At 75.6% G+C, this 12,813-nt stretch carries 13 protein-coding genes; 8 read left to right on the top strand and 5 right to left on the bottom strand.

All coding sequences use genetic code 11. From position 1 onward, the window contains the following. Nucleotides 1-9: 9 nt before the first annotated feature. Nucleotides 10-936 (bottom strand): aminoglycoside phosphotransferase family protein, encoded by a 927-nt coding sequence (locus tag CG736_RS07765; RefSeq protein WP_100585414.1) that lies wholly within the window; start codon nt 934-936, stop codon nt 10-12. Between the two features lie 62 nt (nt 937-998). Here CG736_RS07765 and CG736_RS07760 point away from each other — a divergent pair, with 62 nt between their 5' ends. Further along, complete coding sequence (locus CG736_RS07760; protein ID WP_100585413.1) at nt 999-1,277, top strand: hypothetical protein; 279 nt, start codon at nt 999-1,001, stop codon at nt 1,275-1,277. Nucleotides 1,278-1,420: 143 nt separating this feature from the next. Here CG736_RS07760 and CG736_RS07755 read toward each other — a convergent pair whose 3' ends face one another. Both CG736_RS07755 and CG736_RS07750 read right to left on the bottom strand, forming a co-directional pair. Next, nucleotides 1,421-2,023, bottom strand: coding sequence for a LysE family transporter (locus CG736_RS07755; RefSeq protein WP_157815465.1), 603 nt, complete (start codon nt 2,021-2,023; stop codon nt 1,421-1,423). Continuing rightward, nucleotides 2,020-2,355 carry a hypothetical protein gene (locus CG736_RS07750; RefSeq protein WP_232733862.1) on the bottom strand — a complete coding sequence of 112 codons (336 nt, stop codon included), beginning with the start codon at nt 2,353-2,355 and terminating at the stop codon, nt 2,020-2,022. Before CG736_RS07750 ends, CG736_RS07755 begins: the two co-directional genes overlap by 4 nt. 219 nt (nt 2,356-2,574) lie before the next feature. On the opposite strand from CG736_RS07750, the gene CG736_RS07745 reads away from it, so the two are divergent. Continuing rightward, nucleotides 2,575-3,354: an alpha/beta fold hydrolase gene (locus CG736_RS07745; RefSeq protein WP_100585626.1), complete on the top strand. Its 780-nt coding sequence runs from the start codon at nt 2,575-2,577 to the stop codon at nt 3,352-3,354. A gap of 246 nt (nt 3,355-3,600) precedes the next feature. Further along, nucleotides 3,601-5,211, top strand: a complete 1,611-nt coding sequence (locus CG736_RS07740; protein WP_100585411.1) for a sigma-70 family RNA polymerase sigma factor — start codon at nt 3,601-3,603, stop codon at nt 5,209-5,211. Between the two features lie 170 nt (nt 5,212-5,381). Here the strand turns inward: CG736_RS07740 and CG736_RS07735 are convergent, their stop codons facing one another. Next, complete coding sequence (locus tag CG736_RS07735) at nt 5,382-5,822, bottom strand: STAS domain-containing protein (protein ID WP_100585410.1); 441 nt, start codon at nt 5,820-5,822, stop codon at nt 5,382-5,384. 287 nt (nt 5,823-6,109) lie between these two features. Here CG736_RS07735 and CG736_RS07730 point away from each other — a divergent pair, with 287 nt between their 5' ends. Continuing rightward, on the top strand, nt 6,110-6,916 hold the full coding sequence (locus CG736_RS07730; protein WP_100585409.1) for a VOC family protein: 807 nt from the start codon (nt 6,110-6,112) through the stop codon (nt 6,914-6,916). Nucleotides 6,917-6,923: 7 nt separating this feature from the next. Here CG736_RS07730 and CG736_RS07725 read toward each other — a convergent pair whose 3' ends face one another. Further along, the gene (locus CG736_RS07725; protein ID WP_100585408.1) at nt 6,924-8,276 is read right to left on the bottom strand and encodes a deoxyribodipyrimidine photo-lyase; all 1,353 of its coding nucleotides are present in this window, start codon (nt 8,274-8,276) and stop codon (nt 6,924-6,926) included. A gap of 231 nt (nt 8,277-8,507) precedes the next feature. Between CG736_RS07725 and CG736_RS07720 the strand changes: the two genes are divergently transcribed. From CG736_RS07720 to CG736_RS07705, 4 genes are all read left to right on the top strand, one after another. Continuing rightward, nucleotides 8,508-9,179: a DUF5701 family protein gene (locus tag CG736_RS07720; protein WP_100585407.1), complete on the top strand. Its 672-nt coding sequence runs from the start codon at nt 8,508-8,510 to the stop codon at nt 9,177-9,179. A gap of 164 nt (nt 9,180-9,343) precedes the next feature. Then, on the top strand, nt 9,344-10,279 hold the full coding sequence (locus CG736_RS07715) for a serine/threonine dehydratase (RefSeq protein WP_100585406.1): 936 nt from the start codon (nt 9,344-9,346) through the stop codon (nt 10,277-10,279). 56 nt (nt 10,280-10,335) lie between these two features. Beyond that, the gene (locus CG736_RS07710) at nt 10,336-11,112 is read left to right on the top strand and encodes a hypothetical protein (RefSeq protein ID WP_100585405.1); all 777 of its coding nucleotides are present in this window, start codon (nt 10,336-10,338) and stop codon (nt 11,110-11,112) included. Between the two features lie 126 nt (nt 11,113-11,238). After that, nucleotides 11,239-12,810: an SMI1/KNR4 family protein gene (locus tag CG736_RS07705; protein WP_100585404.1), complete on the top strand. Its 1,572-nt coding sequence runs from the start codon at nt 11,239-11,241 to the stop codon at nt 12,808-12,810. The last annotated feature ends 3 nt before the right edge of the window (nt 12,811-12,813 follow it).

Genomic DNA, 12,813 nt, shown 5'->3' with positions numbered 1-12,813 from the left:
GGCGAGCCCTCACCCCCGGCCCGGCGCCGAGCAGCACAGCAACTCGGCGATCCGGTCGGTGAATTCGACCAGCCAGTCCGGATCGCCGTGCTCCCGCCCCCAGTGCGCGGCGCGCACCGCGCGGGCCTGCGCCCACCGGCGGACCCGCTCGTGGTCGAGTTCGGCGGCCTCCGCCCAGATCGCCAGCCGGCGCAGCACCGCACGGTGCAGGTCGTCCGCGGCGAGCAGGTCCTCGAACCGGCTGCGGATCAGGGCGACGGCGTCGAACGCGGGGTCGCCGGCCTGGCCCTTGGGGTCGACGGCCAGCCAGGGTTCGCGCTCGGCCCGCAGGATGTTGGCGAAGTGCAGGTCGCCGTGGACGAGGGTGTCGGGCTGGTCGGGCCCGAGCTCGCGAACGGTGGCGATCGCGGCGTCCACCACCCGGCGCGGCAGCGGCCGGGGCAGCCTGTCGGCGTCGTCGCGGAGCCGCTCCGCCCACTGCCCGGCCCGGTCGCTCAGCCTCGGCAGGCCCGGCGGCGCGGCCACCGCGAGCCTCCGGGCGAGGCGACCGGCGACGGCGACGGCCTCGTCCACGCCCACCTCCGGACGATCGGCGAGCGTGCGCCGGTCGGCCCGCTCCAGCAGCATGGCGAACCGCGGGTCGTCGCGCCGGTGCAGCCGCACCGCCCCGCGACCGCCCCAGACGTCGAGGGCGTCCGGCTCGTGCACATTGCCGGGGTGCGGGAAGGAGACCTTCAGCACGGCCGACGCGCCGTCAATCACCTTCACCGGGACCACGATTCCGACCTGCCCGTGCCCCACCGCCCCGTCCGGCCGGCACTCCCACCGCTCCCCCAGCTCCCCGACCAACCCGGGCAGCCCGGCCAGCCACTCCCGCCCGGCCTCGCCCTCCCGCGCCACGACGGTCCGCGCGAACTCCTCCGGTATCCCGATCACGCCTGCACCCTACGGGCTGCCCGTCGCCGACCGCTGTCACGAGGGCCGGGTAGCCTGCCGGAATGACAGACACGGACCCGCTGCTCGCCGTCCTGGCCGGAGTCGTCGTCGACCTCGTCCGGTCCCTCGACGAGTGCGACGACGACGTGGTCGACCCCGACTACGCGGTGAAGCTGCTGGAGAGCGCGAGCTGGACACTGACCCGACTGCCCCGGGACCAGCGCGACCGGCTCCTGCGGGTCCTCTCCGACCTGGCCGAGGCCGAGCCGTCGCCGCAGCGGCGCGAGTTCCTGGCGTCCTTCCCCGTCGCTGCCGGCCTCGCCGAGCAGCCCTCGACCTGAACTCCCGAGCACGGCAAGCAGGTCGGCCGAAGGCCGCGGTCCGGTCGGCGCAGGCCGTCCCACAGGGCGGGGTCCTGGCGGCCCGTCCGCAACCGATTTCCGACACCTGATCACCAGTCACAACACCGGCAGCCACTGCCCGTTCAGCCGCGGAGAGCCATCCGCAGCGCGAGCACGGCGACCAGGCCGTAGCCCGCCGCGTAGGTGGAGCGGCGCAGCCGGGGGCCGAGCTTCGCGCCGGCGAACGCGCCCGCGGCGGCGAGGAGGTGCTGCCAGGCAAGCGAGGCGAGGAAGACACCGGTGACGAAGGCGGTCGCGCCGGCGCCGGTGTCCGAGCCGCGGGCGGCGATCAGGGCGGTGAAGTAGACCACGGTGGTCGGGTTGACGAGGGTGAGCAGCGTGAAGCGGGCGAAGGCGCGGGCGGCGCCCCCGGGTGACGGGGCGTCCGTGGGCTCGACGGTGCGGCACAGGCCCAGCAGCCCGTGGACGGCGATCGCGCCGAGCAGCAGCGCGGAGACGACCCGCACCGCGGTCTCGTGGCCGGCCAGCAGGTGGGCGACCCGGGAGCCGGCCAGCACGGCGACCGCGGCGTACCCGCCGTCGACCGCCGCGACCGCCGTCGCCCCGCCGGCGGCGGGGGCCCAGCCGCGGCGGCCCTCCTGCAGCAGCAGCACGCCGACCGCGCCGAGCGGCACCGCCACCCCGAGTCCGGCCACCACGCCTTCGACCGCCGCGCCTGTCGTCATTCCTCCACGATGGCGTCCCGGCCCGACCGCCTGCACCTCATTTTCGACCGGTCGGAACACTCGCCGCGCCGGTGCGCGGCCCGCACCGCCAGCACCGAGCGGTACGACAGCAGGGCGAGCACCGACTCCGCCGAGAGCACGGACGCGGCGCTGCGCCAGGAGCCCACCGACAGCGCCGAGCACGCGGAGCCGACGCTGCCGAGCGACAGCGCCGATCCCACCGAACCGATCGACAGCACGGAGTACGCCGATCCGATCGACAGGAACGATCCCACCGACCCGATCGAGAACCCCGCCTCCAGCGCCCTGCGCCAGCCGTCCCGACAGTCCATCACCGTGCCTCCTCCAGGCCACCCGCGACATCCGACAGTCCGTCAGTCATACCTGATGACGGGCCGACGGCCGAGGATCCGCCGCCGTCGCCGCCCGACCTGCCCGCCTGGACGGGTCACCGGCCGCCCGATGGGCGGAACGCCGCAGGTCGGCGGGAGCGGCAGGGGCGCGACGAATTCGGGTGCGGGGCCGCCGAATCGGCTCCGACAATGGCCGCCATGACTTCGAACGGACTGATCGAACTCGGCGACGGCGCCGTCTGGGCCGAGGACAGCGGGGGCGACGGCCCGCCCCTGGTGCTGCTGCACCCCGGGGTGGGCGACTCCCGGATCTGGGACGGCCTGTGGCCCGAACTCGCCGCGCAGCACCGGCTGGTCCGGTACGACGTGCGCGGCTACGGGCGCTCGCCGGAGCCCGTCGCCGGGTACTCGAACCTCGCCGACCTGCACGCGGTGCTGGACGGCTTCGGGCTCGACCGGGTCCATCTGGTCGGCTGCAGCATGGGCGGCGGAACGTCCCTCGGCTTCGCTCTCCGATATCCGGGGCGGGTGGCGTCGCTGACGCTGCTCTGCCCCGGCGTGGTCGGCTACCCGTGGCCGGCCGAACCGGAGTCGGACGCCGAGTACGACCGGCTGGTGGCCGCCGGCGACGTGGCGGGGCTGACCGCCTTCGGCCTGCGTGAGTGGGCGGCGGCCGGTGCGGACCCGCAGGCCACGGCCCAACTGCGTTCCGCCGCCCGGGCCTGGCCCGGCGAGGACGTCCACCAGCGGCCCGACCCACCGGTCTTCGACCGGCTCGGCGAACTGTCCGGCCTGCCCGCGGTGGTGCTGATCGGCGACCTCGACCGTCCCCCGGCGATCGACTGCGCCGAGCGGACCGCCGAGCGGCTCGGCTGCGAACTGGTACGGCTGCCGGGCGTCGACCACCTGCCGCCGCTGCGGGCGCCGGACGCGGTCCTGGCGGCGGTCCGGAAGGTGACCGTGCGCGGACGCCCCTGACCTGCCCCGACCGGCCGTGCCGCCGACCGGCCGAAGAACCCGGGCGGCCCGGATGAACCCCCACCGGCGCCGCCCGACCCTCGTGACACGGCCCGTCCGCCAGGTCGTAGGGTCGTCTCCGGCCCTGATCGGGGAGATTTCCCCAGGTCGGGAGATTGCCCCGCACTTTTCCGTTATCCGCCGGCCGCCGGTGGATCTCCGAGGGGTGTGAGGGCACGACGCGAGAACACGAGGACGGTCAGGGCTGTGGACAGTGGGCAGGTGGCGACGCTGGTCGGTCGGGCCCAGCACGGCGACCGGCAGGCGGTGGCGGAGCTGGTGGGCGGCCACCTGCCGCTGGTGTACAACGTGGTGGGCCGGGCGCTGTCGGGGCATCCGGACACCGACGACGTGGTGCAGGAGACCATGCTGCGGGCGGTCGACGGGCTGTCGGGGCTGCGGGATCCGGCCGGGTTCCGCAGTTGGCTGGTGGCCATCGCGCTGAACCAGGTGCGCCGCCGGTTCCGGGACGAGGACGTCGAGGGCGCGGCGCGCCAGATGCCGGACCCGGTGGCGGTCGCGGACCCGGCGGCGGACTTCGTCGGGCTGACGATCGTCCGGCTGGGGCTGTCGGAGCAGCGGCGGGAGGTCGCGGAGGCGACCCGCTGGCTGGACGAGGGCGACCGGGACCTGTTGGCGCTGTGGTGGCTGGAGGCGGCGGGCGAGCTGTCCCGGGCGGAGCTGGCGGCGGCGCTGGAGGTGTCGCCGCAGCACGCGGCGGTGCGGGTGCAGCGGATGAAGGGTCAGCTGGAGGCGGCCCGGGTGGCGGTGCGGGCGCTGGCCGCGGTGCCGGTGTGCACGTGGCTGGCGGAGTTGACGGCGGGTTGGGACGGCGTGCCGAGTGCGCTGTGGCGCAAGCGGATCGGCCGTCATGTGCGCGAGTGCGCGGGGTGCGGCGAGCACCGGCGCGGGCTGATGCCGGCCGAGGGGCTGCTGGCGGGTCTGGCGATGGTGCCGCTGCCGGACAGTCTAGCCGCGCTGCCGCTGGAGCCCGCGGGTTCGGCGCAGGGCGCGGTCCCGCACCGGCGCGGGCCTGCGGACGGCGGGCCGCGCGGCGGTTCGCACCGGGCGGGGTCCCGGCACGGCCGGCGGGCGGCGGCGCGTCGCGGCCCGCAGCGGGTGCTGGTGGGCGGCGGGGTGGTGGTGACGGTCGCGGTGGGGCTGCTGGTGGCGGTCGGCCTGCCGGAGTCGTCCTCGACGACGGGCGCGCCGGAAGCGGCGCGGCAGCCGGCGGCGGCCGGTCCCGAGCAGGTGGAGGCGCTGGCCGTCCCGGCGGGCGGCACCGCGCCGTCGCCGTCCGCCGCCCCGTCCTCGTCCGCCTCCCCGAGCGCGAAGCCGTCGGCGTCGGCTTCGCCGTCGGCGTCCGTGGCCGGCAAGGCGCCGTCCGCGACGGCCTCCCCGCGGTCCACCTCGACGCCGGCCGCGAAGCGGATGGCGGATCTCGGGCAGCAGGTGCTGGATCTGGTCAACTCCCAGCGTGCGCAGGCGGGTTGTAAAGCGGTCAGGGCGAACGGGCAGCTGACGGCGGCGGCCCAGGAGCAGTCGGACGACATGGCGGAGCGCGCGTTCTTCGACCACACCAACCCGGACGGCGAGGGTCCGGAGGAGCGGATCGACGCCGCCGGGTACCAGTGGAGCGGCTGGGGCGAGAACATCGCGCGCGGCCAGAAGGACGCCGCCGCGGTGATGGCCGGCTGGATGAACAGCCCGGGCCACCGGGCGAACATCCTGAACTGCGCGTTCACCGAGCTGGGCGTGGGGGTGCACCAGGGCACGGGTGGGCCCTGGTGGACGCAGGATTTCGGCACTCCGGGCTGACGGGGCCCCGCGGCCACCGAGGCTGCTGCCGATCCGGGTGGTGCGCGGGCGTCGTCGACGCTGCGGGGTCGCCGCTGCCGTCGCCGTCGCCGCTGCGCACGGACGGTTGCCGCTGCGGGTGCGGCCGTCGCCGTTGACGGCCGCCCGCCCGCCGGGCGGGTCGGTGCGGGTCAGTCGGCGACGGCGCGGCTGCCCTCGCGGGGGCGTGGGACGGCCTCGGCGCCGTCCGCGGCCGCGGGCGGCCTGGTCTCGTTCATGACCGTCTCGCGCAGGTCGGCGAGGGCGTCGTCGACCGAGTCGTGGACGTCGAAGATCCGCTGGATGCCGAAGAGTTGGAGGATCTTGCGGGTGTGGGTCTCGGGGCCGGGGAGGACCAGCCGGAGCCGGCCGCCGCGGGAGGACAGCATGCGGCGGGTGGCGACCAGGACGGCGAATCCGGTGGAGTCGCAGAAGTCGACCCGGCTGATGTCCACCACCATGCGCAGACAGCCTTCGGTGACCAGTCGTTGCAGGCGCTCGCGGAGTGCCGAGACCCCGCTGATGTCCACCTCGCCGGCGACCTGGACGACCGTCCAGCCGTATCGCTCCCCGTAGCTCACGCTCAGTGCCACTCTGGTGCCTTTCTCGTGGTTTCGCTGGGGGTATGCGGCCTCTGCCCGATTCCGGCGGCCCGAACCCTGTTCCTGGTGACGATTTCGCGGTCAGAGGGAGGAATTTCCGCGAAATGTCATGCCCGGGCTCCGTTCGACGGTCGAATTCCATGCTCCACCCGACGATCTGCACAGGATTTCCTCCGCTTGGCGGTACCGGAGAACGTCGCCCGCCGTCCGGGCCGGGACGCGCCGGGCGGGGGCCGGTGACAGGCTGGGTAGGGAGTGCCCGGCGAAGGGAGACCGCCATGATCACCACCGACTTCGTGCCCGGTTCACCGTGCTGGCTGGACCTCGGCGCGCCGGACGTGTCCGCCGCCGGGGACTTCTACAGTGCGGTGCTGGGTTGGGAGTTCGCGCCGATGGAGGGCTCCGACGGCGCGTTCGGGCTGGCCACCTCGGACGGTCGCACGGCCGCCGGGATCGGGCTGCTCACCGAGCGGGGCGCCCGCTCGGCGTGGATGGTCTACTTCTTCACCCCGGACGTCCACGAGACCGCCGCCTCCGTCCTGCGGGCGGGCGGCACGGTGCGGGTGGAGCCGCAGGACGCGGACGGCTGGGCGTCGGTGGCGCAGTTCACCGACCCGCAGGGCGGCCAGTTCGCGGCCTGGACGCCGGGCCGGGCGCGCGGCCTGGAGGCGACCGACGACCCGGGCGCGCTGTGCTGGACGGAGCTGTACACCACGGACGCGTCGGCGGCGCTGGCGTTCTACGAGACGGTGTTCGGCTGGCAGCGCGAGGACATGAAGATGCCGGGCGGCGGGGGCGAGACCTACACCATCGTCACCCCGGCCGGGCAGCCCGCCGAGCGGATGCACGGCGGTGTCCTGCAGGTGCCGCCGGAGCAGCTGTCGCTGTCCCGGGGCCTGCCGTCCTGGCACCCGGTGTTCACGGTATCCGACTGCGACGCGGCCGCCGCGACCGTGCGCACCAAGGGCGGCGAGGTGCTGATGGGCCCGGCGGACGCGCCCGGCATCGGACGGATGGCGGTGTGCGCGGACGGCGCGGGCGCGGACTTCGTGCTGATGACCCCGGCGGAGGCTCCCGCATCCTGATGCACCGTCAATTCGCCTCTTCCTGATCGCCCTTGAGGCTCTCGCGCGCCTCGCGGAAGCGGACTCCGGTGCTCTCGGGGGCGATCAGCGGGGCGGGGTAGTCGGCCGGTCGGCGCCGGGCCCGCCAGGGGCGGTGGATCTCCCGGCCGGACAGCGCGGCCAGTTCGGGCACCCAGCGGCGGACGTACGCGCCGTCCGGATCGTAACGGTCGGCCTGGGCAAGCGGGTTGAGGACCCGGTTGGGGCGGGTGTCGGTGCCGGTGCCGGCCACCCACTGCCAGTTCAGCTGGTTGTTCGCCAGATCGCCGTCGACCAGGTGGTCGAGGAAGTGCCGGGCGCCGAGCCGCCAGTCCAGGTACAGGGACTTGGCCAGGAAGCTCGCCGTGAGCAGCCGGGCCCGGTTGTGCATCCAGCCGGTCTCGGCGAGCTGCCGCATCCCGGCGTCGACGATCGGGAACCCGGTGCGGCCCTGCTGCCAGGCGGCGAACTCGGCCTCGTCGGTGCGCCAACTGTCGTGCCGGGTACGGTAGTCCGCGTGGGCGGCGGCCGGGCGGGCGGCCAGCACCTGGTGGTGGAAGTCGCGCCACACCAGCTGCCGGACGAACGCCTCCGCGCCGGGCCCGCCGCGCCGTTCGGCGAGGTGGACCAGCTCGTTCGCGGACAGGCAGCCGAAATGCAGGTACGGCGACAGGTGCGAGGTGCCGTCGGCGGCCAGGTCGTCGTGCAGCTGCGCGTACTGCGCGACGCGCCAGTGCTGCCAGGCCCGGCGGGCGGCGCTCTCGCCCGCCGCGGGCAGGCTGCCGGCGGTGGGCTTCACGCTGCCAATATCGCTTCCTTGCAACCCCGTTGGGGTGTTGAGCGGCCCCGGGACGGGCAACGGGGCGCGGCGGCCGACCTGCTGCCAGGCCCGCTGGTACGGGGTGAACACCGCGTAGTGGTCGCGACCCGCGGGTGTCACCGCGCCGGGCGGCACGGCCGTCAGCGATCCCTCGTGCACCCGCAGGCGGTCGCCGAGTGCGCGGCGCAGCCGCTGTTCGCGCCGCCGGGCGTAGCCGCTGACCCCGGCGGCGACGTGCACGGCCACCGCGCCGAGTTCGGCGGCCAGTCGGGCGGCCTGCTCGGCGGTGTCGCCCTCGCGCACCAGCAGCCGGCCGCCGAGGCGGCGCAGCGAGGCGTCCAGGTCGGTGAGGCAACCGGCCAGGAACGCACGGCGGTTGGGGGCGGCGAAGCCCGCGGCGGCGATCGCCGGGTCGGTGACGAACAGCGGCACCACCTGGTCGGCCGCGGCGCGGGCGGCGTACAGGGCGGGGTTGTCGTGCAGGCGCAGGTCCTGGGTGAACAGGACGACGGCGAGGGTCATCTCGGTGCGCGGCTTCCATGGTCGGCCCGGCGGGGCGTGGAACGAGCGGTCGCCCGGAGTGACCGGGCGGGCCGCCGGGGACGGCCGTCCCCCTCTGCTCATCGGCGCGAACACCGCCGCGGATGAGCGCCGGACGCCGACTGCCCGTGCACGGTACGCCGCGCGCGGGAACATCTCGGCGGGCCGCCTCGTTCCTCCGAGGTCCCGTCGCCTCGCTGCCCTGGGAGCACCATGCCCGAAGCCACGCCCGCCATGTCCGCCGCGCACTCCCGCCTCACGCCGCTCCGCGTGCAGGCCGAACGCCTGGTCGAGCTGGGGGTGCACGAGATCGTCGGCCTGTCCGCCGCCGAACTCCGCGCCTTCGCCGCGGCCGCCGAGACCACCGCGCCCGCCGACGGTGCCCTGCTCGCCGTCCATCCGGACCGCGCTCCCGCCTCCGTGCTCGCGCCGCTGCTGCGCCGCGACGGCAGGCCGGGCTTCGTCGTCGTCGACATGCCCGACGTCGACGCCTTCGCCCCGCTGGACACCGTCGAACTGCCCGACGCCCCGCTCTACCTCGTCACCGGCCTCGACCGTGGTGACCGGATGGCCAACTGGAGCCCCGACGAGGCACTGCCGGCCCTCGCGGCCGAGGACCGCACCCCGCTGCTGCTCACCGAGGGCATCCACTGGGTGCTGCAACAACCCGAGGTCCTGGCACGCAGTCGCTGCTTCATGACCATCGGCTCCCGGCTGCGCCGGCCGAACGGCACGCTCGACGCCCGCACCCCGGCGATCTGGATCAGCAACGGCACCGGGCGGGACGGCCGCGAGCGCCGCAACGCCCCGAAGGTCGGCTGGTGCTGGGCGGGCAACCGGCACACCTGGCTGGGCTTCGCGTCCGCGACGGGCCGCAACCCGTAGCCGCCATCCGTAGCCGCCAGCCGTCACCGCCGTCCGTCACCGCGGCCCGCAGCGGCGACCCGCCACCGCGCCGCACCGGCGAGGTGCGGCCGGAAGGTACGGTCGGGTTCGACCGATGCGGGCCTCGCGGGCCCGCGCACCCTCGATGCGACAGGAGCGACAGCGTGCACCAGCTCACGTACGGCGACATCAAGGCGGCCGGCGACCGGATCGCCGGCCGGGTCCGGCCCGTCGCGGTGGCCCCGCTCGACGTCGCCGGCGGGGAGGTCTGGGCGGCGCTCGAACTCCTCCAGCACACCGGCTCGTTCAAGGCCCGGGGCGCGCAGAACTTCATCCGGGCGCACCGGGAGGCCGGCACGCTCCCCGACGCGGGCGTCACCATCGCGTCCGGCGGCAACGCCGGCCTGGCGTGCGCCTGGGCGGCGCAGGAGCAGGGCGTCCGGGCCACCGTGTTCCTGCCCACCAACGCCCCGGCGGTGAAGGTGGCCCGGCTGCGCGGCTACGGGGCCGAGGTGCGGCTGGCTGGCCACGAGTACGCGGAGGCGCTGGCGGCCTGCGAGGAGTTCGCGGCGTCCTCCGGGGCGCTCGCCTCGCACGCCTACGACCACCCGCTGGTCGCGGCCGGCGCGGGCACCCTGCTGGACGAGATCCGCCGTCAACTCCCGTCCCTGGACACGGTGGTGGTGTCGGTCGGCGGCGGCGGCCTGTTCGCGGGCGTGGCCACCGCGGCCCGCGAGCACGGGGTGCGCACCGTCGCCGTCGAGCCGGAGGGTTCGCAGGCCCTGCACGCCGCGGTGGCGGCGGGCCGCCCGGTGGACGTCCCCGTCGACTCGGTCGCCGCCGACGCCCTCGGCGCCCGGCGGGCCTCCGCGGCCGCCCTGTGGGCCGCCCGCCAGGACGGCGTGCGCACCGCCCTGGTCGCCGACTCCGAGATCGTCCGCGCCCGCCGACTCCTGTGGGACGGCCACCGTCTGGCGGTCGAGCACGCCGCCTCGACGGCGCTCGCCGCCCTCACCGGCGGCGCGTACCGGCCCGCCGAGGGCGAGCGGGTGTGCGTGGTGCTGTGCGGGGCCAACACCGACCCGGGCACGCTCGCCTGACACCGCGTCAGCTCTCGATTTTCCGACTGTCGGACGGCGGCACTACGGTGCCGCCCATGACCTCACACCACACCCCGGCCGCGAGCGGCTGGGACCGTCAACTCGCCGACGCCTTCGCGGTGATGCTCGGCCGGCCCCTGCACGAGTACGACCCGGACGCGGTGTACGCCGCAGGCGTCGGCGGCAACCTGATCCACGAGGTCGAGTTCGACCGGGACGCCGCGTGGGTGCGGCCGCAGGCGCTGAGCGGCGCCGAACCGGTGCGCTGGGACTGCTCGTTGTTCGACGACAGCGAGCGCACCCCGGTGTTCGACGCCGCCGGTTCGATCTTCGCGATACCGGCCGACCGCGATTCGCCGGCCCTGCCGGAGCCGTTCGCCTCCGCCGTCGCCGCGGCCTGCTTCGCCGAGGGCCTGATCCGGGGCGCGGACCTCGCCCCGCTGGTGGTCGAGCACGGCGTCGACCTGGCCGACCACCAGGGCAGTTGGGCGGTCTTCTTCGCCCGGCTGCGCTCCGACGGCACCCTGCTGGACGCGTTCCGCGCCGCGCTCGACACCGGCCGCTCCCCCGAGGACCTGGTGCCGTTCGAGGCCACCCCCGCCGACGACTGGGAGGAGGACCTCGCCGCCGTCGAGCACCCCGGACTGCGCGCCCACCTCGCGTACTTCCTCACCGACGGCGAGGAGGGCCTGATGCCGATGGTCGAGGACGCCCCGGCCTGGGGCCTCGACGACTTCGGCTGCGAGCCGGTCATCGGCTGGGAGGACGGCTTCGGCCAGCTCGACCTCGCCGTCGTCCGCCTGAGCCCCCTGGCGGCCGGCCCCCGCCCCTGACTCCCGCACCCGCCGCCTCGCCCGTGCGGGGCGGCGCCACTCGACCGGGCCCGCTGTCGGCGGAGTTCGTCCCCCTTGTACGCATCCCGCAACGGCCCCCTCCCCCTTACTTCCGAGGACCCTGTGATGACTGCTGAGCCCGTGTCCCGGCAACCGCTGGACGACGAGCGGATCGACCGGCGCCTGGCCCGCATACGCGAACTGATGGCCCAATGGGCCGCCCTGCGGCCGGGCGACGGCGAGGTGTGGCGGACCGGCTTCTGCGCGTTGACGGAGGCCGAGGTGGTGGCGGCGGAGACCCGGCTGGGGCTGCGGCTGCCGGAGAACTACCGCCGGTACCTGCTGGAGTTCGGCGAGCCCGCCCACCTGCTGATGTCGTACGCCGGACGGCTCGTCGCCGAGCAGAAGGGCCCGCGGCCCGCCGAGCCCTTCCCCCTCGACCGCCCCTGGGCCGGCCTGTCGGCACAGATCACCGACTGGGAGGAGACCGAGGGGACCGACTTCTTCGAGGACGGACCGGGCGAGTTCTACGGCTGGCTCGACGATCCGGAGGACGCCTTCTACGACCTCCCGGCGGGCGCCCGGCACACGGACGGCACCCTGCTCCTGGGCGCGACCCGCAGCCACTTCCTGGCCCGGCTGGTGCTCAACGGCCCCTGGGCGGGCACGGTCTGGCTCGACAGCTTCGGCAACGACGGCGAGCTGATCCACCTGGCCGACGAGACCGAGGACCCCTACCAGGACTACACCCTCGGATCGTTCGTCAACGCCCAGGAATGGCTGCCGCTCGCCGAGCTGCCGTGGTTCCCCGCACCGGAGGCCGGCCCGGCCGACCCGGCCCCGGGGGACTTCCTCGACCTGACGATCGCCGTGCTGTGCCGCCGCGTGCGGCGGGCCGCGGCCGAGCGGGCCTGCGACCGGCTCGACCCCACGGACCTGCAGGACGCCCAGCTGCGGCTGCGCAGCCCCCGGGCGCACGGCTTCCCGGCCGGGCACACCTACGGAAGCCTCGCGCCCTGGTTCTCCGGGCGGGTGCGGGACGAACTGCTGCGGGCCACCCCGGACCCGGAGGCCGCCGAGCACCTCCTGGCCCTGCCGGACCCGCGCGGCCGACCCGCGGCGCTGATCCTGGCCGGGCGCTGGGCCGAACTGGCCGCCCACGAGACCGACACCGTCCCGGACGACGGGCGCAGCGCCGTCAACCTGGCCCTGGCCGCCGAACTGCTGGACGCGGAGCCCGGGCCCCTGCCCGTCCCCACCGCGTCGGACGCCCGGCGCCCGGACAGCGAGCGGTGGGCCGTCCTGAACGCCCTCGCCCGCCTCGACGCCGGGCGGCGGCAGCGCTGCCTGGACCGGATGCCCGTCCCGGACGCCGCCGCGCTGCGCCCCCTGCTGGAGATCGCCGCGCTCCCCGCGGACGCGGAGGCCCTCGACGGGCTGCTCGCCGGGGAGCTGTCCGGCCCCGAACGCATCGCGGCCACCGTCGCCCTGGTGCGGGCCCTGCACAGCGCGGCCGCCGCCGGCGTCCCGGATCCGGCGCTGGTGGACCGGTTGTGCGCCCTGGCTGTCGCGGTCGACCGGGTCGGTGAGGTCTTCGACCTGCTGGCGGCCGTGTCGGCGGGCCGCTGGACCGACTGGCGCGCCGCGGGCGCAGCCGGGCAGCGTCGACTCGACGTCCACCGCGCCCCCGCCCGGTAGCCG

This window comes from Kitasatospora sp. CB02891 (assembly GCF_002803145.1).
Taxonomy (GTDB): Bacteria; Actinomycetota; Actinomycetes; order Streptomycetales; family Streptomycetaceae; genus Kitasatospora; species Kitasatospora griseola.
Note: the sequence above shows the minus strand (reverse complement) of the source record. Positions and strands in the feature narration are given on the sequence as shown.